We start from the raw sequence: 21,934 nt of genomic DNA on the forward strand, positions 1-21,934 counted from the left end.
CAATTACGCAGAATAATTCGGTACTATTGAACATCAGGACTAGAGTTGTGAGTTTGGTGTGGTAACTCAACTGATGGCTCTAGTCCTCTTATTTTTCAAGTCAATTTCTTATCCGCGATTCGGGTTAGATTAAGATGATCTTTATTTAAAATAATCATAATAAATATAATAAGATATTGATTTATAATATTTATTTTAGAAATTAAATCAATTTTATCTGTCATCAAAACGATTCAGGCTTGACCATTTTTCCTGGCGCATTCTAAACTGCAAATCCTTCTCAATATTCCTCGCTATACCCTGACATGGATTGGCCCAGGATTAACACAATAACGGCATCTTCATGACACCAACAACCCCTTGGCAACCATTCTTGATAGTGAGTCTGACCCTGATTATGGGCACGATTGGTACCGCCCTGGCAAGCCCGCTATATCCGATTTATCAACAGCTCTGGCATTTGCTACCGAGTCAGATCACCTATATTTTTGTGGCCTATATGTTTGGCTGTCTCTCGACCCTGTTATTTTTAGGTCGTACCAGCAATAGTATTGGTTTTTTGCGTACCTTACAGGTGGGTCTTGCCCTGATCACGCTAGGTCTCATCATTTCTGTCTTTGCCGAGAATGCACTGGTGCTATCGCTCGGGCGTTTTATTATTGGCATTGCTTCCGGCCTTATGACCACTTCGGCCATGATTGGTTTGATGTATAGCATTCCAGAGAGCCATAGACAGATCGCACCACAGCTGATTTCAATCATTACCGCAGTGGGTTTTGGTCTGGGACCTTTGGTTGGAGGCGTGATTGCCCAGTTTTCGGCTACTCCCTTGGTAACACCCTATTTTCCCATTATTGCAGGGGCAGTACTGTGTTTTGTGGGCCTGTTCTGGATGCGGACACCCGAGTTCATTCCGCAGCCTTTTAGTATGGCACCGAAACTGCAACGTCCGGCAGCACAGTTTCAGCCAGTCTTTATTATTATCAGCCTTGCGGCTTTTAGTGCCTTTGCGGCCTTTAGTTTATTTGCTTCACTGTCACCTTCATTTTTAACGGATATTTTACCGTGGCATGGGCCCTTGGTCAGTGGACTGGCCATTACCAGTATCCTGTTCATCTCTGCCCTGGTGCAATACCTGGCAAGAGCGGTGACCGCAGCAAAATGTCTCTTGAGTGGTCTAATCACCATGCTGATCAGCCTGCTCAGTTTAAGTATCTGTATGCTGTTTAAAATCAGTTTTCTCTTTTTTGTCAGCGATATTTTATTTGGTATGGGTCATGGTCTGGTGCTGATAGGGGCTTTTGGTTTTATTCATCTGATGACGGATACTGAAAACCGGGCTGCTGTAATGTCGACCTATTTATTTATTGGTTATCTGGGCACTATTGTGCCGATTATTGCCGTGGGCTATCTGGCCGATCACTGGGGGCTAGATGTTGCTGTGATCACTTTCTGTATAGCCATTGGGATGCTGTGTGTTGCACTTTGGCGTGCCTTTCCAAAAACCCAGCTAAATGCCTAAAAAAAAGCCTGCATCTGTGCAGGCTTTTTTATGATCTTTAAAGTTATTTTCCGATACAGAACGATCCAAAGATCTTGCCGAGTAAATCATCGGCACTAAAGTCACCGGTAATTTCGCCTAAAGCATTTTGTGCCAGACGTAAGGATTCCGCCACCAGCTCACCCGCGTTATACACCACCAGTTGTTCCCGAGCTTCAGCCAAATAGAGCTGAGTGCGCTTCATTGCGTCTAAATGACGGGTACGCGCAATAAAGGTATCTTCTTCAGGCTGGAAGCCTGCATGGGCGGTAATCGCTTCTATAAGCGCTTGTACGCCGGTTTCCTGCTTGGCAGAGACTGCGATATGCCGAAAACCATTTAAATCCCCAATTGCAGCTTCAGCACCAGTCAGGTCACACTTATTCCCGATCAGCATTAAACGTTTCGGCTCAATATGTTCAGCAAAATATTCCTGAGCGAGTTGCAGCGGATCTTCACCCTGGCTTAAATCGTAGACCAGCAGCAATAAATCGGCCTGTTCGATTTCTTTAATCGCACGGCGAATCCCTTCTTTTTCTACAATATCCCCGGTCTCACGCAAGCCTGCGGTATCGGTCAGGGTAATCGGCAAACCATTTAAGGTGATTTTTTCATGCAGCACATCACGTGTGGTTCCCGCAATATCGGTCACAATCGCACGTTCAATTCCGGCCAGCGCATTCAACAATGAAGATTTACCGGCATTCGGCTTACCGGCAATCACTACCTGTAAACCTTCACGCAACAGCTGACCTTGACGTGCCGATTGCTGAACTTGTGTTACTGTCGTGGCCACACCATCGAGTAAATTCAGAATTTTGCCATCGGCCAAAAAGTCGATTTCTTCTTCTGGGAAATCAATCGCCGCTTCCACATGCAAGCGCAGGTGAATCAGCTGCTCAAGTACAGCATTGACTTTGCTTGAAAATGCACCCTGTAAAGAACGCACGGCAGAACGGGCGGCTGCTTGCGAGCTTGCATCAATCAGGTCGGCAATTGCCTCAGCCTGCACCAGATCCAGCTTGCCATTTTCGAAAGCACGCATGGAGAATTCACCCGCTTTGGCTGCAGTGGCTCCCAGCTCTAGTAAACGGCCAAGCAGGGCATTCTGAATTATGGGCCCGCCATGACCTTGTAGCTCCACCACATCTTCACCGGTAAATGAGTTTGGATTCGGGAAACAAATGACCAGTCCTTCATCCATGACTTCACCTGTCGCATCGTAGAACTGGCGAAAACCAGCAAAACGGGCCTGGGGGAGTTGTTTTTGTGTCAGGGTTTGAGCAATTTCATAGGATTTTGGGCCAGACAGGCGAATCACCCCAACGCCGCCACGTCCTGGTGGAGTTGCAATCGCAGCAATAGTTGTGGTTCGGTTGAGCATAAAATTCACCTGCAAGGACTCAAAAGTACAGCCAAAAAAAATCCGCTTAAGATTACCATCTTAAGCGGATTTATTCAGCCTATCCGTACAACTTAGTTGGCTGGAGTGGCCTCATCACGTTTGGCACGATCTTTGGCAACAGACTTGTTAATCAAAGTTTGTTGCAGAATCGTGATCAAGTTGTTGACGATCCAGTATAGAACCAGGCCTGCCGGGAAGAACAACAAGAATACCGTAAAGATAATCGGCATAAACTTGAAGACTTTCGCCTGCATTGGATCAGTAGGTTGCGGATTTAACGACTGCTGGATATACATCGTCAGACCCATTAACAACGGCAGGATAAACCATGGATCCATTGAGGATAAATCCTGAATCCACAAAATCCATGGCGCATGACGCAGTTCAACCGATTCCATCAATACCCAGTACAAAGCCAGGAAGATTGGCATTTGTAATAACAGCGGTAAACAGCCCGCAAGCGGATTGACCTGTTCACGCTTGTACAACGCCATCATTTCTTGAGAGAAGCGCATACGGTCTTCACCGAACTCTTCTTTCATCCGTTGCATTTCTGGCGCAATCACGCGCATTTTCGCCATCGAGCGATAGCTCTTCGATGACAATGGCCACAGGATCAGTTTCACCAGAATGGTCAACAGAATAATTGCCCAGCCCCAGTTACCCACCAGACCATGGAAGAATTCAAGACCCACAAACAGCAATTTCGCGATTGGCCATAACCAGCCATAATCCACTGTCTGGTTTAAACCCGGGGCCAAATCTTTTAGTTCTGACTGGATTTTTGGACCTGAATAGAAGGTCGCATCAACTTCAGCCACTGTACCTGCAGGCACATTGAACGTCGGTGAAGTAAAACCGATGATGTTCATGTTGTCAGTTGATTTACGTGATTCAAGCTTGGCGCTATATGCTTCGCCATTGCCTTGAGTCAGCTTCAGATGACCTGGAACCCATGCACTGACAAAGTAGTGCTGTACCATCGCCACCCAACCACCTGTCGCTTCAGTACTGACTTTTTCTTCAACAAAATTGTCGAATTTAAGCTTGTTGTACTGCTCGTCCGGAGTACCCCATGCACCGCCCAGGAATGTTCCCAGTGTGAAGATCCCTTGATCGGATTTACCTGGGTCTTCCGAGTTATCCCGTTTGATCTGACCGAACATCTGACCTTGCCAGGTCTGGCCACTGCGGTTGACCACTTTGTGGTTGACCACGACCGGATATTCACCTTCAGTGAAATTGAAGGTCTTGATAATCTCGACACCATCAGCAGTTTTATAGACCAGCGGTACAGACAATACTTTCAGGTTTTTACCATCTTTAGATTTGACTGTTTTCGCATCTGCCAAGGTATAAGTGGTTTTTTCCATCTCATACGTTGGACGGCCGTTACGGCTGCTGTCCGGTCCATTCAGACCGATCAGGCCCGACTGGGCGACATAGGTCCGTTTCGCATCGCTTTCCAGCATTACGAATGGTTCATCGCTGTCTTTATTCTTGTCATGATTGAGTAATTCAACACGAACAATATCACCACCCTTAGGATTGATCCAAAGATGATAAAGGTCAGTTTGTACTGAAATAAGCTGCTGACTTACAGGTGCTGTGGCATCCGTGGCTTGCTGTGCTGGCATATTCGCTTGTGGCAGATCAGAGGCAACTGTAGCCGTCTGACCATTTGGCAAATCTGCAGATACGTCATGCGAAACAACAGCAGTTTCCTGCTGCGGTTTTGTTTCAGCATTTCCATAATCTTTTTGCCACGCCAAAATGAGCAAATATGCGACAACAAACATGGCTCCGAGAATTGCAATCCTGGCCCATTGTTGCATATGTATTACCCCAAGTGGTGAGAGTGATTTTGGTTCAATAAACGATCACGAAAGGGTACAGCAACGTGAAGCGTTTGAGAATCTATTTGCTGAAATGAAATAAAACGAATCGCTTTTGAGGGAACAGGATCATATCCCGAGCCCCCCCACGGATGACAACGGCAAATACGCTTAGTAGCCAGCCACACTCCACGTCCAGCCCCATGTATTTGGACTGCTTCCAAGGAATATTGAGAACAAGTTGGAATATAACGACAGCGCGGCCCCAATAAAGGACTGATCGCAATCTGATAGAAACGTATCAACCAATGCAGTAAACGTACCATTGGCCAACTCTACTTTTGTGGGGAGGGGGCTATTTTGGGATGCTTTTTGGCAAGACGGTTAAGCTTTTGCCAAGCAAATTGTAATTGCTGGTGCAATTCTGCATTAGGCACTGCTTCCACACCTATTTTTGGCATGATTACAATGTCTAAGTCATCTAATTGCTGTTGATGCAGGCGAAAACTTTCGCGAGCAAGTCGTTTTACTCTATTTCGTTCGTGTGCTCGGCGCACTTTCTTCTTAGCAACAACTAAACCCAAACGGCTATTTGGCAGTTCGGAATGTTTTGCAAGAAATAAGAAATGGGGTTGATGCACTTTAAAAAGCGCACCATCAAACACACCTTTATAATCGGCAGCACAGCGTAATCGCAACTCTGTGCCAAAACTATAAAGTTTTGTCATAACACCCAAAATCGTCTTAGCGTAACTGATTAAACAGTTAAGCTATGACGACCTTTTGCACGACGGCGAGCTAATACTTGACGACCAGCTTTAGTAGCCATACGAGCACGGAAACCATGAACACGCTTACGCTTTAATTCAGACGGTTGGAATGTACGTTTCATATTGAAACTCCAAAAAATGATCTTTCTATGAAGGTCCGCGATTTTAGTGCTCATTGCTTGAGCTGTCAATGCAAAAGCGGTTTTCTTTTCAAATAAGTCTAAAAAAGATTTTTACAATGGTTTTCAGGGGAAAAAGATTGAAAAATGACTAAAGTTTAATTAATCACAATATAAACGTTTGTTTTTTAAAGACATATAAGTTATAAACAACTCTATCAACAAAGTTATCCACAATTTATCCAGTGATGAATTTCAACCTGTGAATTTAAATTTAAATTCGAAACATCCTGAGTTATCCACAAAAACTAGCGATCTTATTAATAAATTCAAATTTATAAATTTAAATTTATTACTATTAGGGAGCTATTTTTCTATGGATAAGCCACTTTTTACTTTATTAAACATAAACTTATATTGTGGATAAGACTGTTTCTAAAGATTTTATACTTTGTGGATAACTTTGTGATATATTTTATCCACAGCTTGCGGATAAACTTATCCACACCGCGGTTTAAATTTGAATTTATGCAGGGTGATTTCTTTTTGCACAGTTTTTGTGGGAATAGTCATGACAGATGTGGATAACTTGGTTAGAATGGCGACCCGCTTTTGGTCGCGGTCATCTTTTTGAATGAACAATGGAATGAATAGGGGATTCACATGCTTTGGACGGACTGCTTAAATCGCCTGCGACAAGAGCTCTCTGGAAATGTCTTTACAATGTGGATTCGCCCATTGGTTGCGGAAGAGCTCGAAGACAGCCTGCGTCTGTATGCACCTAATCCTTACTGGACGCGTTACATTCAAGAACATCATCTGGAGCTGATTACGATTTTGGCAGAACAGCTGTCTGAGGGACGCGTACGCAAAGTCGAAATTTTAGTGGATTCACGTCCAGGCGCGATTTTATCGGCCAGTGAGCAGCCAGCGACCACGACTGCGGCTTTGACCTCGACCCCCATGCCGGTGCAGAAGCCGAAGAAAGAAAAAGAAGACAGTGGAAAAAATAGCCGCAGACGTCAGTTGAACCCGTTGTTTACCTTCTCGCTGTTTGTGGAAGGCCGGTCTAACCAGATGGCAGCAGAAACCTGTCGTAAGGTCTTAACTCAGCTCGGCGCTTCACAGCACAACCCGTTATTTTTATATGGACCGACTGGTCTGGGTAAAACCCATTTGATGCAGGCTGTGGGCAATGCATTATTGCAGGCCAAACCGAATGCACGCGTCATGTACATGACCGCAGAAAGTTTTGTACAGGATTTTGTCAGCTCGTTGCAGCAGGGCAAAGTGGAAGTGTTTAAGAAAAACTGCCGTTCTCTGGATTTGTTGCTAGTCGATGACATCCATTTGCTGGCGGGTAAAGAAGCCAGCCTGGTCGAGTTTTTCTATACTTTTAACGCACTTCTGGATGAGTCTAAACAGATTATCCTGACCTCGGACCGCTATCCAAAAGAGCTGACCGAACTGGATCCGCGTCTGGTTTCACGGTTTTCCTGGGGGTTGTCCGTCGGTGTTGAACCACCCGATATTGAAACCCGAATTGAAATTTTACTTAAAAAAGCCGAAAGCAATCAGGTTGATTTGCCGCGTAACTGCGCTTTATTTATTGCCCAGCAGGTCGTGGCCAATGTACGCGAGCTTGAGGGTGCGCTGAATAAAGTGGTGGCGATTTCCCGTTTTAAAGGCACACCGATTGATCTGGATGTGGTGCGTGAATCTTTAAAGGATGTACTGGCGATTCGTGCCCGTACCATCAGTACCGAAAACATCCAGCGTGTGGTCAGTGAATATTTCCGTATTCCATTAAAAGAGATTGTTGGTCCAAAACGTACCCGGATTTATGCTCGTCCACGTCAGCTGGCGATGGGGTTGGCACGTGAATTGACCGGAGACAGCTTTCCGGAAATTGGCATGGCTTTTGGTGGTCGTGATCACAGTACCGTGATGCATGCCTGCGAGAAAGTGCAGAGCCTGCGTGAGGAAGATCCGATCTTTAACGAAGACTATAAAAACCTGCAACGCCTGTTGCAAAGTTGACCTAAATCGCTCAAATTCTATTCTTGCTATGCGGCTTCTTTTGCCGCATAGTAAACCGTTAAAAATTCACTTTTTCTATATTAATCTTCAGCTTTAGAGGAATGCACCGTGCGTTTAAAAATCGCGAAAGAAAGCTTACTGAATGTTCTCTCACATGTCGTAGGAGCGGTTGAACGTCGCCATACCTTGAATATCCTGTCTAACCTGAAAATTCAGGTGACTTCGCAAGCATTGACCGTGACCGGTTCCGATCTGGAAGTTGAACTGGTGGCGAGTACTGCTCTGGCTGAAGGTGCATATTTGCAGGAAGGTGAGACCACAGTTCCTGCACGCAAGCTGATTGATATCTGTAAGTCCCTTCCTTCAGCGGCATTAGTGGATTTGCATATTACTGAAGATCAGCGCTGTATCCTTAAATCAGGCAATAGCCGTTTTGTACTGGGAACATTACCTGCTGATGATTATCCATTACTGAATACCGAAAATACCCAAGGCACGCAAGTGATCGTGACCCAGCGTGAACTGAAACGTCTCTTTGAAAAGACAGCTTTTGCCATGGCAGTGCAGGATGTGCGTTTTTACTTGACCGGTACTTTGCTGGAAATTGATGCCAATCAGCTGCGTGCAGTTACCACCGATGGCCACCGTCTGGCACTTTGTGAAACGACAGCACAATCCACTGCAACCCAGCCGATTCAGGCGATTGTGCCACGTAAGGCGGTTGCAGAATTACAGCGTCTGCTCAGCGTTGAAGATGAGCAATTATCTCTCTTGATTGGTCGTGAACTGCTCAATGTGACCATTACGATGCCAAGTCGTGACAAGGAGCAGGCTGATATTACCGTACGTTTCACCACCAAGCTGATTGATGGTAAATTCCCGGATTATCGCCGTGTAATTCCACGTGGTGGCGACAAAGTAGTGATGATTGCACATGACGTGTTCAAGCAGTCTTTACAACGTGTGGCAATTTTGAGTAATGAAAAGCTGCGTGGGGTATTCCTAAACTTCAATGCCGATTCTTTGCAACTTCGCGCGAATAACCCGGAGCAGGATGAAGCGATTGAAGATCTGGCAATTCAATATGCAGATTCACCGCTTGAGATGTCTTTCAATGCGCAGTATCTGATTGAAGTGCTGAGTATACTGGATGGCGATGATGTGTCGATGACCATGACTGAAGCAAATCAGTCGGTCCTGGTACAGGACCCGGCCCATACCGATCAAACTTATGTCGTAATGCCAATGCGTGTTTAAGCCGCGCTTTGATACTCGTATAAGACATGCATATTACGCGTTTACATATTGAGCGTGTACGGAATTTAAAGACGGTTGCTCTCCACGGATTGCAGCCGTTTAATGTTTTTTATGGCCAAAATGGTTCAGGTAAAACCTCTATTTTAGAGGCAATTCATTTACTGGCTGCCGGGCGTTCTTTCCGTACCCATATCCCAAAAAACTATATCCAGCATAGTGCACAGGACGCGATTGTGTTTGCACAGTCCGCGACTGAAAAAATTGGCATGCAAAAAATGGCCAGCGGGGAGCAGGTGATCAAGGTCAATGGCGATCTGGTCGCGACTCAGGGCCAGCTGGCTAAAATGTTGCCCTTACAGCTGATTGACCCACAAAGTACCGATATTATTGATCATGGTGCCAAGCCACGACGTCAATTACTCGACTGGCTGATGTTCCACGTGGAACCAGAGTTTTATCATGCCTGGCAATATTATTCGCGTGCGCTGAAACAGCGGAACAGTCTGCTCAAAAGCAAACGCTTTCTGAGTCTGTCCGATTTGGAACCGTGGAATCAGATGCTCAGCGAATATGGCGAGATTTTACATTCGCAACGTGTTGGCATTGTGGAACAATGGAAGCCATTTTTTGAAAATGATCTGAAACAGTTATTGCCTGACCTGCAAGTCAGTCTGGAATATAGCCCGGGCTTTCATAGTGAAACAGGCCTGCTGAATGACCTGACCAATCAGCATGAAAAAGACTGTGAGCGACGCTACACCGAATATGGTCCACATCGCGCGGATTTGCGTTTAAAGACCCCGATGGGGGATGCCGATGTGATCCTGTCGCGGGGTCAGAAAAAGCTGCTGATGATCGCACTAAAACTGTCGCAAATCGCAATGCTCCATTCTTGTAATAAGGAAACTGTGGTATTATTAGATGATGTGACAGCAGAATTAGATTTAACCGCACAACAACGTTTAATTGAGCGATTGAGCCAACTTGGTAGTCAAGTTTTTATTACCACCTTAGACCATGAATCAGTACAAAAGCACTTACATGATTTGTCTATCTCATATCAGTTATTCAGTGTTGAAAACGGTACGGTTCAAGTTGTGCAATAATATTTTTGAAGTTTTACCCATCTTGGGATAGACCTATTTTTCACTAGGGAGAAACCATGAGTTCAGACGATCAAGCTGCTTCTCAAACAGAACAAACCATTGAAAAGGCTTATGATTCCTCTAGCATCAAGGTATTACGTGGTTTAGACGCAGTCCGTAAGCGTCCGGGCATGTACATTGGTGACACAGACGATGGTACAGGCCTGCACCACATGGTGTTCGAAGTAGTCGATAACTCGATTGATGAAGCCTTGGCAGGCCACTGTGATGAAATTATAGTGACGATCCATGAAGATGAATCGGTTTCAGTTTCTGACAATGGCCGTGGTATTCCAACCGATATTCACTCTGAAGAAGGCGTGTCTGCAGCAGAGGTAATTTTAACCATTCTGCATGCCGGGGGTAAGTTCGACGATAACAGTTATAAGGTCTCTGGCGGTCTGCATGGCGTCGGTGTTTCTGTGGTAAACGCACTCTCTGAAAAATTACTATTAAACATCAGACGTAGAGGTAAAACTTATGAACAAGAATACCATCATGGTAATCCTGTTTATAAATTACGTGAAACAGGCACTACAGATGAATCGGGTACCACCATTCGTTTCTACCCAAGTGCTGAAACGTTTAGCCAAACGATCTTCAATGTCGATATTTTAGCGCGTCGTTTGCGTGAACTGTCATTCCTGAACGCAGGTGTACGCATTGTACTTCGCGATGAACGCGTTAATCTTGAAAATGTCTATGACTATGAAGGTGGTCTGTCTGAATTTGTTAAATATATTAACGAAGGTAAGACTCACTTAAATGATATTTTCCATTTCACTGCTGCACAGCCCGAGACCGGTATTACGGTAGAAGTGGCATTACAGTGGAATGATTCCTATCAGGAAAACGTGCGCTGCTTTACCAATAACATCCCGCAAAAGGATGGTGGTACGCATTTAGCCGGTTTCCGTGCTGCTTTGACCCGTGGTTTAAATAACTACATGGACAGCGAAAATATCCTGAAAAAGGAAAAAGTTGTCGTCTCGGGTGATGATGCACGTGAAGGCCTGACTGCCATTGTGTCAGTCAAAGTACCTGATCCAAAATTCTCTTCACAAACCAAAGAAAAACTGGTGTCAAGTGAAGTGAAGACTGCGGTTGAACAGGCTATGAACAAGGCATTTTCTGAATACCTGTTGGAAAATCCGCAAGCAGCGAAGGCTATTGCCGGCAAGATTATTGATGCAGCGCGTGCTCGTGATGCAGCGCGTAAAGCCCGTGAAATGACACGTCGTAAGAGTGCGCTGGATATTGCTGGCCTTCCAGGTAAACTGGCCGATTGTCAGGAAAAAGATCCGGCATTGTCTGAACTGTACCTGGTCGAGGGTGACTCTGCAGGTGGTTCGGCCAAGCAGGGCCGTAACCGTAAGATGCAGGCGATTTTACCGCTGAAAGGTAAGATCCTGAACGTGGAACGTGCCCGTTTTGACCGCATGATTTCCTCTGCTGAAGTCGGTACTTTAATTACTGCACTCGGCTGTGGTATTGGTCGTGAAGAATATAATCCGGACAAGCTGCGTTATCACAAAATCATCATTATGACCGATGCTGACGTGGATGGTTCGCATATCCGTACCTTGCTGCTGACTTTCTTCTTCCGTCAAATGCCAGAATTAGTCGAACGTGGTCATATCTATATCGCGCAGCCACCGCTGTACAAACTGAAAAAAGGCAAGCAGGAACAGTACATCAAGGACAATGATGCATTGGAAACCTATCTGATTTCCAATGCGATTGATGAGCTGGAGCTGCATGTCAGTGCAGAGGCTCCCGCAATTCGTGGTGAAGCACTCGCGAATGTAATTGCTGATTATCAAACGTCACAGAAAAGTTTGGCGCGTTTGACCCAGCGTTATCCGGCGAGTCTGCTCGATGCCCTACTCTCACTAGAGGGCTTTAAGCTGGACCAGCTGGGAGACAAAACCTATGTGGAAACATGGGGTGAAAATCTGCGTGCAGCGATTGAAGCTATTCAGCCGAAATTACGTCCGGAATTAACCCTGGAACGTTTTGAAAAAGAACTGGCAGATGGTCAGAAAACTGCAAGCTGGTTACCACGCATCACCATCTATGTACATAACCTGCCACATAGCTACCTGTTAGACTCGGTACTGTTAGGTTCAAGTGAATATGCACGTTTATTGAAGAACTCGAAGAGCTGGTTTAGCCTGCTGGAAGAGGGTGCATATTTGCAAAAAGGTGATCGCAAGATTCAGGTCAGCAATTTCCATCAGGTCTGGCAGCATATTCTGTCTGATTCACGTCGTGGCATGATGATCCAGCGCTATAAGGGGCTGGGCGAGATGAATGCAGACCAGTTGTGGGAAACCACCATGGATCCAGACAACCGTAACATGCTGCAAGTGACAGTCACAGATGCGATTGAAGCAGACCGTATGTTCTCTTGTCTGATGGGCGACGATGTTGAACCACGTCGTGCTTTCATTGAAGAAAATGCCTTGAATGCAGATATTGATACCTGATCCATCAGGATAAAATTAAAGCTAAAAAAGCGCCTTTTGAGGCGCTTTTTTTTACGCAAACTTTAGGTGAATGTCATCTGAAGTTCGGAATCATTGCAATCTAGATCGTGCTTTTTTGCCATATGAGTAGCTGATTTGAGTCTCAAAAAGTCAGATATGAGTGGTGATAAATCGACCTGAAAAAGGAATTATCCAGGAATAGTCAGTTTAAAGAGAAGTATGAGATCTGGGCGAATGCATTCTCTATAGTGGTGACATGATGTATTGAGCCACTATGTGTGAACCAGAGGATTTTATAGCAATCCTTGAAAAGGATAGGCGGGGAAGGTGGCTATGTATGCTATGAGCAGCTTGCACATGCGGTACTAAAATGGCATGTGGAAACCATAAGCCAGAGCTGACGCATGGGGGATACCTGTACAGCGAAGAACAGACTAAAGACCGAAGATGGATTGAACTGGAAAATAGTAAATACAAGATTATTGGGTTTTGATGATTGAAATTATAATTTTTCAATGACTTTTTACAGGATATTCTCGTACCAAAAATAATATGTGAATAGTATTGTTTTAAAACTTGCTCCAAATATGATCAAATTTGTGGATAACTGCAAAGTTATCCATATTAAATTATGTGAATAAGATAGTATTTATCCACAAGCAATTGCCTCTCCAGTGTTTTCTGGTGTTTAAATTTAAAATTAATTTACCGGCCTTGTGGGTAAGTGCTTTTGACTTTAAAATAGCGTTTTAAATTTAAATTTCTGCTTAGTGCCACATCCCTTTTGGGGTTATGGCAGCCCCGCAGCCATCAGGGTTGGTTTTCTATTTTTATATAAAATCAAAAAACATTTTATAAAACAATCGCTTGAATCTACACTGTAGTTTTGTTTAACAATCGACGTGGAACATATTCTGATTAAAGAATGCAATTGTAGCTAAGCTACATAATTGATTTAATATTCAAGTGAACTTTATTTTTTATTTTAAAATCATGCTCTTATTGATTGTTGCTTAACGTCTCTGATTTCTCAATTTCGGCTTATTTCTTGATGTCACTGGTGGAAATAAGTGTTTTTTTCATTCCTTGATTAAAGACAGGGAAGAGGTTGCTGAAGTTTTAGAGACGAGATGGAGATGCGGAAAAAAAGATGATGGATAAAATGACTATAAAAAATAAAAAAGCGCCTGACGGCGCTTTCGTTTAACCATTAACCATATTTATGGCGTCAGAATGACTTTACGGCAATCTTCTTCACGTTTATCAAAAATCCGGTAACCTTCGGCAGCATCTTCCAGTTTCATGCGATGGGTAATAATCAGGTCGGGAGAAAGATCTCCATTTTCAATGTGTTCCAGTAATTTCGGCAGAAATTTATGCACATGGGTTTGTCCCATTTTAAAGGTCAGACCTTTATCAAAGGCATCACCAAACAGGAAGCCATGAATTGGACCTGCGTAAACCCCAGGTACACTGACCACTCCCCCACGGCGAACTGCCGCAATACATTGTCTCAGGGCAGAACCACTCGAGCCTTCTAATTTCAGGTTGGTCATTACGGTTTCTAGCACACTACCTTTGGCCTCGAAACCCACCGCATCAATCACCGCATCGACACCACGATAACCTGCAGTATTTTGAATAATAAATTCAGCGGCATCGACTTCATCAAAGTTGACTGGAATCGCCCCATAGGTTTGATGAGCAAATCGCAAACGATAAGGGTGATGATCGACCATAAAGATCTGCTCGGCACCGAGCATTCGCGCACAGGCAGCAGCAAGCAGACCCACGGGACCTGCACCATAAATGGCGACACTGGAACCCCGACCGACTTGAGCATTGGTCACTGCCTGCCAGGCGGTCGGTAGAATATCGGTCAGGAATAACACTTTTTCATCGGGCAAAGAGCCGGGAACCTTAAAGGGGCCGACATTGCCTTTGGGAATCCGCACATATTCTGCCTGACCGCCTGGAACACCGCCATACAGATGGCTATAACCAAACAGTGCCGCACCTGGGGGAATCTGTTTTTTATTGATAATCGCACCGCGTCCGCTATTGGTATTTTCACAGGCAGCGGTAAGTTCATGTTCACAGAAAAAACAGTGACCGCATGCAATCACAAAAGGAATAATCACCCGGTCGCCTTTTTTCACTGAAGTGACTTCAGGGCCGACTTCTTCGACGACCCCCATAAATTCATGACCGAAAATATCACCGTGTTCGGTTGCTGGAATTTTCCCACGATAAAGATGCAAATCTGAGCCACATATGGCGGTGGCCGTTACTCTGAGAATGACATCATCTGCTTCCTGAATGACTGGATCAGGAACGGATTCAACTCGTACATCGCGAGTACCGTGATAAGTAAGAGCACGCATGCGGATTTCCTCTCTCTAATTCAACATTAAACAGACTCGAATCAAGGCTGCCAAAAATTAAAAACACTTGTATTAGAGCCTTAGGATGCAAGCTGGCGCTGTAAATTAATGTATGAAAAAAGCCACTCAACTGTTTAAAAAATAAACTTATATGGCACTTGCGTAATTCACTACAAAATGTGTCGAGTGATGAACAAAGAGGAAAATGGAAGACAAACTAAAGAATAGGGAAGTATCACATCGGGAATAAAAACCGGCGGAAAATGTCAAAAATAGGCAGTTGCCATAAAAAAGAGATGAATAACGATTGTTACTCATCTCTCAGCTAAAGGATGTTGTTGAAACAGTATTAGAAGGACTGTTCCAGATTTTCCAGTTCCATCATCAGTTCCAGCATCTGTTCTTCGGCTGCTTCCAGCTTGGCTTTCAGCTCGGTTTGCTCATTCATTAGTTTCAGTAAATCATTTTTATGTGATGCTTCATATAAAGCACTGTCACCCAATAAAGTTTCAATCTCAGCCAGACGCGGCTGAAGTTTGGAAATTTGCGTTTCGCATTTTTCAATATTCTTGCGAATAGGACGACCCAGCTCACGCTGACGTGCAGCTTCTTTACGCTGCGCTTCTTTGTCCAGTTTAGAAATGGTGGTTTTAACTTCGACTTGAGATTTCACCGGTTCAGCCGGTTTTTGTCCATTTTTAATCATTTCAGCACGTGCTTGACGTAGCCAGTCTGCATAGGCAACCAAGTCACCATCAAATTCGCGACTTTGACCACCATGTACCAGAATCAATTCATCACAGACGCTGGCCACCAATTGACGCTCATGCGACACCAGCACCACTGCACCTTCAAAATCCTGCAGTGCCATAGTCAATGCATGACGCATATCCAGATCCAGATGGTTAGTCGGCTCATCCAGAATCAATACGTTTGGACGTTTCCAAACAATCAGTGCCAAAGCTAAACGTGCACGTTCGCCGCCTGAGAAGCTCTCACTTGGCGTATCCATACGTTCGCCACTAAAACCAAAACTACCCAAGAATGAACGTAATGCAGCTTCACTAATTTTTTTATCGGCAATCCGCGCTAACTGTAGCATTGGGCTGGCTTTACCATCCAAAGCATCCATCTGATGCTGGGCAAAATAACCAATATTCAGCAATTCAGAATCTTTACGCGTACCTTGCATCAGTTCTAAATCACCCACCAATGATTTGATTAGGGTGGATTTACCGGCACCATTCATCCCGAGTAAACCGATCCGGCTGCTTGGAGTGATTTGTAGATTTACATTGGTGACAATCAATTTGTCGCCATAACCAATATCCGCATGCTCAAGTTCAAGCAGCGGTGAACTCATTTTGGTGGGTTCACGGAAACTGAAGGTAAATGGCGTATCGACATGGGCAGCAGACAGTTCTTGCATACGTTCTAGCTGTTTGATCCGGCTTTGTGCCTGTTTGGCTTTGGTGGCTTGGGCTTTAAAACGGTCAATATATTTTTGCAGATGCGCACGGGTTTCCAGCTGCTTTTCATAAGCCTGTTGCTGCTGTGCCAGACGTTCACTGCGGGTGCGCTCGAAGGTCGAATAGTTACCGGTATATAAAATCAGTTCCTGATTTTCAATATGTAAAATATGGTCAGTAATCGCATCGAGGAAATCTCGGTCATGCGAAATCAGTACCAGCGTGCCTTCATAGGCTTTCAGCCAGTCTTCGAGCCAGAGAATCGCATCCAAGTCCAGATGGTTGGTTGGCTCATCAAGCAGCAGCAAATCCGAACGGCTCATCAGCGTACGTGCCAGATTTAAACGCATGCGCCAGCCGCCTGAGAAACTTGAAACATCCAGTTGGGATTGATGTTCAAAGAAGCCCAGACCGGCCATCAGTTGAGAGGCTTTGGCCGGTGCAGAATAACCTGAAATTTCATCAAAACGGCCATATAAATGCCCCAGCTCTGCATCGTCCAATTGATCTGGCTGCTCAAGTTTCTGCTGAAGATCCCAATATTCTTCATCGCCTGATAATACGAAATCAATGGCTTTCATATTCAGCGCTTTAATTTCCTGAGCCATATGGGCCACGGTCCACACCGCAGGACGGGTCAATGAACCCGTATCTGACTCCATGCCGCCGAGCAAGGCTGAAAACAGGGTCGATTTTCCGGCACCATTGACACCGGTTAGGCCAATTTTCCATCCTGGGTGTAACTGCATCGACGCTTTTTGAAATAAAACACGTCCACCGCGACGTATAGATAACTGGTCTAACTGAATCATTGAGAAATCAAAGCTAAGAAATAAGATACGCCTATTCTAAAGGAAAGCCCTGTGAAAATGAAAAATCTTGTGACTTTTACTGAAATAAGTCAGCTTTTAAATTCTGTAAGTTTATATATTATTGACCAATAAGTTGAGTATAAGCTCTATTTTCAGCATTAACAGTTGTTTATAGTAGAACCTGATCGAGCAAAAAATACGATAGAGTAAAATAAAAATGAAAAAAGGATTTTTAGTTTTATCTGCACTGGGTCTACTGGCATCGACTTCAAGTTATGCCAAAGTAAATGTCTGTGTTTTTGATTTGCTGGGCAAGTCTGGCGAATCGTTTAAATTACTGGAGGAATGGGCCTTAGCTGCAAAAGCTTGGAATGCGGATGTTCAATTGCTTGCCTATCAGGATGAAGCCAAAGTTGATCAGGATGCCAAGGCAGGGAAATGTGATGCCTTCTATATGACCTCAATGCGGGCCCGTGCCTATAACAAATTTGCCGGCTCTATTGATGCGATTGGTGGTGTTCCGAATAATGACATTGCTATGAAAGCCATCAGTTATGTACTGGACAAACGCAACAGTAAGCGCCTAACCACCCAGATCGGCAAAGAAAAATTTGAAGTGGCGGGCATTGGCCAAATTGGGCCAGCCTATATTTTTGTCCGTGATCGTAAGTTAAATAAACTGGAACAGGTCAAAGGCAAGAAATTTGCCGTGCTGCATTATGATTATGCGCAGAAAATTATGGTCAATCGGATTGAAGCCGTGCCGGTGATGTCTGAAGTTTCCAATTTCATTCGTAAGTTTAATCAGGGTGAAGTCGATATTGTGGCTGCACCGGCCTATGCCTTTAAACCGCTCGAACTGGAAAAAGGTCTGGGTAGTAAAGGTGCCATGATTAACTTTCCCGTGATAAATGTCACCGCAGACCTGATCATTCGTCAGGATAAATTTCCCGAATCCTTTGCGGTTCACTCCAGAAACTGGTTTGTCAAACAGTTACCGCGTAGTTTTGCCATGGTCAAGCGTATGGAAGCCGAAATTCCAAACAAGTACATTCTGAACTTGAGCCGTGAAGATCGCCTCGCCTATCAGAAGATTTTGCGCGAAGGCCGCATCGACTTAACTCGACAAGGTATTTATGATCCCGGCATGATGACAGTATTGAAGCGTGCTCGCTGTACGGTAGAAAGAACTAATTTTGAGTGTTCGATTAGTGGTGAATAAATCTGCAAAGATGTATATCTTTGTAACTATAACTGGCTTAATGTAATTATAAGAAACTGCTTTTAAATATTAAGATATTGATATTTAATTATATATTTAAAAATATCGGGTAAATTTTTTGCTGATTTATCTTTACAGGCCAAAATGCTGCTTTTAAATGGAGTAAATGCTCTATTTTTTTTAATTAAACTTGCTTAATATTTGTTTCGTGTACGGACACTCAGTGAATAACAAGATTTCAAAGGATAACTACAATGAAAAAAACACTCTTATCATTGGCTGCATTTTCTGCATTTGGTTTTACCAATGTGGCGCATGCAGAAAAAGTCGATATCTGTGTGTTTGACTTACTGGGTAAATCAGGTGAGTCTTTCCAGATGGCGCAAGAATGGGCACTGGCTGCAAAAAGCTGGGGTACAGAAATCAATCTGATTGCCCGTCAGGATGAAGCCGTTGCCGACAATGACTTTAAGGCAGGTAAATGTGATGGTGTGTTTATGACCGCCATGCGTGCCCGTCAATACAATAAATTTGCCGGTTCCATCGATGCACTGGGCGGCGCACCGAGTAATGCGATTGCCCAGCGCGCGATCAGTTTTGCCTTGGACAAACGCAATGCAGGCAAAATGGTGACCAATATGGGCGGCAAAAAATACGAAATTGCCGGTATTTCGCCCTTGGGTTCGGCTTTTATTTTTGTTCGTGACAAGAATATTAACTCGATTGAAAAAGCCGCAGGTAAAAAATTCGCGGTACTGGGTTATGACGATGCCCAGAAAATCATGGTACAGCGCGTCGGTGCGCAGGCAGTGATTTCTGATGTTTCCAACTTTGTGGCCAAGTTTAACAATGGTCAGGTAGATATGGTCGGTGCACCTGCCTATGCTTATAAGCCGCTAGAAATCTCTAAAGGCCTGAGCAATAACGGCGCGATGTTTAATTTCCCGGTACTGCATGTCACTTCTGACTTTGTGATCCGTCCGGAAAAATTCCCGGCAGGTTTTGGACAGAAGTCGCGTGACTGGTTTATCAAAAACCTGCCAAAGAGCATGGCCATGATCAACCGTCTGGAAGCAGGTATTCCGCCGAAATATAAAATGAGTCTGAGCGCTGAAGATAAAACCAAGTATCAGAAAATGTTACGTGATGGCCGGATGGATATGACCAAACGCGGAATCTATGATGCCAGTATGATGTCAGTATTAAAACGTGCACGCTGTTCTGTCGATAAAGCCAACTTTGAATGTTCAATTTCTGGCGAGTAATTTGATTTTTAAAGAAAAAAGCTTAGATTTATCTAGGCTTTTTTTATGCTTGAAGCCAGTCAGATCTGCCATTGTGCAATGAATAAAATGGCTTAAGCTTGATTCAGCTATTAAATTCGCATGTTTTATATAAAAAACAATCCTATGTGACTAAAACTGCAATAACAAAAACAAGTAATAAGGAAGTGAGAATGATGCATAGAGGATGGAAAGTACTGGCATTGGGTGCGGCGACCCTGGCTGTTTCAGGCTTGGCTCAGGCGAAACAGGTGGTCTGTGTATTTGACCTGGTGGGCAAGAATGGCGATGTCTATAGCGTGATGAAAGACTATCAGCTGGCGGCCAAAAACTGGGGTGCAGATATCGAGCTGCGGGTGAATACCAATGAGGCAGTGGTGGCTGAAGATTTTAAAGCCGGGAAATGTGACGGGATTAGTGTTACCGGAATGCGCGGCCGCCAATTTAACAAGTTTACCGGTTCGCTGGATGCGATCGGGGCAATTACCGATCTGAATCTGGCGGTGAAAGTCATGCAGGGCTTGGCCAGTCCAACCTTCGCCAAACATATGCTGCAAGGCAAATATGAAATTGCTGGGGTGATTCCAATAGGTGATGCCTATCTGCTGGTGAATGACCGCAGTATCAATACTGTTGCCAAAGCAGCAGGCAAGAAAATTGCGGTACTGAGTCATGACGAAGCACAGAAAATCATGGTACAGCAGGTGGGTGCACAAGCAGTGAGTGCCGAGATCAGCAATTTTGCCAGTATGTTTAATAATGGTCAGGTAGATATTATCGGAGCACCGGCCGCAGCATTTAAGCCTTTAGAATTACACAAGGGTTTGGGCAGCAAAGGCGCGATTGTGAATTATCCGGTGTTGCAGGTCACTGGTAATATCATTATCCGCCCAGAGAAATTCCCCGCAGGTTATGGGCAAAAATCGCGTGAATGGGTCAAGAGCCAGTTACCGCGTGCCTTTGGCATTTTAGGGAAAATGAAAACGGATATTCCATCGAAATACTGGATGGATATTCCTACAGCAGATAAACCGGGTTATCAAAAAATGATGCGGGATTCCAGAATCGACCTGACCAAACGTGGTGTTTATGACAAACGCATGATGAAACTGCTGTGGCAATTCCGCTGCAAACAGAATCCGCAAAACTTTGAATGTGCGCTACAGGATGAGAACTACAAATAATCTTGATAAAATTACTCTGATTTGACTTTTAATCTGTACAGACTGACCATATATTGAGTGTGCTATACTTAAATATGGTCTTTTCTTTTTAAAGACATTCCATTCAACAGAGGAATCCGCCATGAATGCCCAAGCGCTTGTGCTCACCGACAATGCCGCAAATAAAGTACGCCAGTTGCGTGACAGTGAAGGTAACCAAGACTTAATGCTCCGCGTCTATGTGACCGGCGGCGGCTGTTCAGGTTTCTCTTATGGCTTTAATTTTGCCGAAAGCCAGAATGAAGATGATGCAGAATTTGCTAATGGCGATGTTAAAGTCCTGGTCGATTCACTGAGTTATCAATATCTGGTCGGTTCGGTTGTAGATTATTTAGAAGGTCTGGAAGGTTCGCGTTTCGTGGTACAAAACCCGAATGCGACCACGACCTGTGGTTGTGGATCTTCATTTTCGATCTAAATCTAGCCATAACAAAAGTCCTCTTAATGAGGACTTTTTTTATGGCTCTACCTCTCTGTAGAGGATTTAGCTTTCCAGTTTTACTGCTTCGAGCAGGTCAAAGATCACGGTGGTGACATCCTGGCTCAGATCGCGATTATTAAAAATTTCATAGGCGCTAATGGTGATATCGGTATCACTTGGCAACAGGCGCTGTTCTTCTTCGATCAGGTCATTGATCGGCAACAGGGTCTGTTTGATTTCCAGATGTAAAATATCTTTATATTCTATATTTTCATCGTCCAGTTCAATCAGTTGTTCATTGAAATAAGGCAATAAAATCGCATGAAGATGTGGCTGAATATCCTCGATATCAAAGATCTCGATATCACGGGTTTCATCAATCGTACTAATGTGGTCATTTACTTCAATTATAATATGGTAGTAACTCACACGAATCTCCAAAGATGGCCTTAACAATGTAGCCGTTCACAATAACATGAAATCAGAATGGAGTCTTTTTTATAATACTTATACACTTAAA

At 44.2% G+C, this 21,934-nt stretch carries 17 protein-coding genes; 9 read left to right on the top strand and 8 right to left on the bottom strand.

Features of this window, described 5'->3' with window-relative positions; all coding sequences use genetic code 11:
- Window positions 1-376: 376 nt before the first annotated feature.
- On the top strand, window positions 377-1,522 hold the full coding sequence (locus KUG37_RS12145; protein WP_216937942.1) for an MFS transporter: 1,146 nt from the start codon (window positions 377-379) through the stop codon (window positions 1,520-1,522).
- Window positions 1,523-1,565: 43 nt separating this feature from the next.
- On the opposite strand, the gene mnmE is transcribed toward KUG37_RS12145, so the two are convergent.
- From mnmE to rpmH, 5 genes are all read right to left on the bottom strand, one after another.
- Complete coding sequence (mnmE, locus tag KUG37_RS12150; RefSeq protein WP_216937940.1) at window positions 1,566-2,924, bottom strand: tRNA uridine-5-carboxymethylaminomethyl(34) synthesis GTPase MnmE; 1,359 nt, start codon at window positions 2,922-2,924, stop codon at window positions 1,566-1,568.
- Between the two features lie 92 nt (window positions 2,925-3,016).
- Window positions 3,017-4,780: a membrane protein insertase YidC gene (yidC, locus tag KUG37_RS12155; RefSeq protein WP_216937938.1), complete on the bottom strand. Its 1,764-nt coding sequence runs from the start codon at window positions 4,778-4,780 to the stop codon at window positions 3,017-3,019.
- Window positions 4,781-4,785: 5 nt separating this feature from the next.
- Window positions 4,786-5,106 (bottom strand): membrane protein insertion efficiency factor YidD, encoded by a 321-nt coding sequence (gene yidD, locus KUG37_RS12160; protein ID WP_005173498.1) that lies wholly within the window; start codon window positions 5,104-5,106, stop codon window positions 4,786-4,788.
- Between the two features lie 9 nt (window positions 5,107-5,115).
- Entirely contained in the window at window positions 5,116-5,508 is a 393-nt protein-coding gene (rnpA, locus tag KUG37_RS12165) for a ribonuclease P protein component (RefSeq protein ID WP_216937935.1), read from the bottom strand.
- A gap of 29 nt (window positions 5,509-5,537) precedes the next feature.
- Window positions 5,538-5,672, bottom strand: a complete 135-nt coding sequence (rpmH, locus tag KUG37_RS12170) for a 50S ribosomal protein L34 (protein ID WP_000831329.1) — start codon at window positions 5,670-5,672, stop codon at window positions 5,538-5,540.
- Between the two features lie 660 nt (window positions 5,673-6,332).
- On the opposite strand from rpmH, the gene dnaA reads away from it, so the two are divergent.
- From dnaA to gyrB, 4 genes are all read left to right on the top strand, one after another.
- Window positions 6,333-7,709 (top strand): chromosomal replication initiator protein DnaA, encoded by a 1,377-nt coding sequence (gene dnaA, locus KUG37_RS12175; protein ID WP_216937933.1) that lies wholly within the window; start codon window positions 6,333-6,335, stop codon window positions 7,707-7,709.
- Between the two features lie 108 nt (window positions 7,710-7,817).
- The gene (dnaN, locus tag KUG37_RS12180) at window positions 7,818-8,966 is read left to right on the top strand and encodes a DNA polymerase III subunit beta (RefSeq protein ID WP_216940472.1); all 1,149 of its coding nucleotides are present in this window, start codon (window positions 7,818-7,820) and stop codon (window positions 8,964-8,966) included.
- Window positions 8,967-8,992: 26 nt separating this feature from the next.
- Window positions 8,993-10,072, top strand: coding sequence for a DNA replication/repair protein RecF (recF, locus tag KUG37_RS12185; RefSeq protein WP_216937913.1), 1,080 nt, complete (start codon window positions 8,993-8,995; stop codon window positions 10,070-10,072).
- A 56-nt stretch (window positions 10,073-10,128) separates the two neighbouring features.
- Complete coding sequence (gyrB, locus tag KUG37_RS12190) at window positions 10,129-12,600, top strand: DNA topoisomerase (ATP-hydrolyzing) subunit B (RefSeq protein WP_216937911.1); 2,472 nt, start codon at window positions 10,129-10,131, stop codon at window positions 12,598-12,600.
- Window positions 12,601-13,820: 1,220 nt separating this feature from the next.
- Here gyrB and KUG37_RS12195 read toward each other — a convergent pair.
- Window positions 13,821-14,984, bottom strand: coding sequence for a zinc-dependent alcohol dehydrogenase (locus tag KUG37_RS12195; RefSeq protein WP_216940473.1), 1,164 nt, complete (start codon window positions 14,982-14,984; stop codon window positions 13,821-13,823).
- A gap of 349 nt (window positions 14,985-15,333) precedes the next feature.
- Entirely contained in the window at window positions 15,334-17,265 is a 1,932-nt protein-coding gene (locus KUG37_RS12200; protein ID WP_216937732.1) for an ATP-binding cassette domain-containing protein, read from the bottom strand.
- 217 nt (window positions 17,266-17,482) lie between these two features.
- On the opposite strand from KUG37_RS12200, the gene KUG37_RS12205 reads away from it, so the two are divergent.
- The 4 genes from KUG37_RS12205 (at window position 17,483) to erpA (ending at window position 21,411) form a co-directional block, all read left to right on the top strand.
- Entirely contained in the window at window positions 17,483-18,487 is a 1,005-nt protein-coding gene (locus KUG37_RS12205) for a putative solute-binding protein (protein ID WP_216937730.1), read from the top strand.
- Window positions 18,488-18,741: 254 nt separating this feature from the next.
- Entirely contained in the window at window positions 18,742-19,752 is a 1,011-nt protein-coding gene (locus KUG37_RS12210; protein ID WP_216937727.1) for a putative solute-binding protein, read from the top strand.
- A 194-nt stretch (window positions 19,753-19,946) separates the two neighbouring features.
- The gene (locus KUG37_RS12215; RefSeq protein WP_216940480.1) at window positions 19,947-20,954 is read left to right on the top strand and encodes a putative solute-binding protein; all 1,008 of its coding nucleotides are present in this window, start codon (window positions 19,947-19,949) and stop codon (window positions 20,952-20,954) included.
- Between the two features lie 121 nt (window positions 20,955-21,075).
- The gene (erpA, locus tag KUG37_RS12220; RefSeq protein WP_004281944.1) at window positions 21,076-21,411 is read left to right on the top strand and encodes an iron-sulfur cluster insertion protein ErpA; all 336 of its coding nucleotides are present in this window, start codon (window positions 21,076-21,078) and stop codon (window positions 21,409-21,411) included.
- Window positions 21,412-21,477: 66 nt separating this feature from the next.
- Here the strand turns inward: erpA and KUG37_RS12225 are convergent, their stop codons facing one another.
- Window positions 21,478-21,855, bottom strand: coding sequence for a hypothetical protein (locus tag KUG37_RS12225; RefSeq protein ID WP_216937725.1), 378 nt, complete (start codon window positions 21,853-21,855; stop codon window positions 21,478-21,480).
- Between the last annotated feature and the right edge of the window lie 79 nt (window positions 21,856-21,934).

The organism is Acinetobacter sp. BY419 (genome assembly GCF_019038395.1).
Taxonomy (GTDB): domain Bacteria; phylum Pseudomonadota; class Gammaproteobacteria; order Pseudomonadales; family Moraxellaceae; genus Acinetobacter.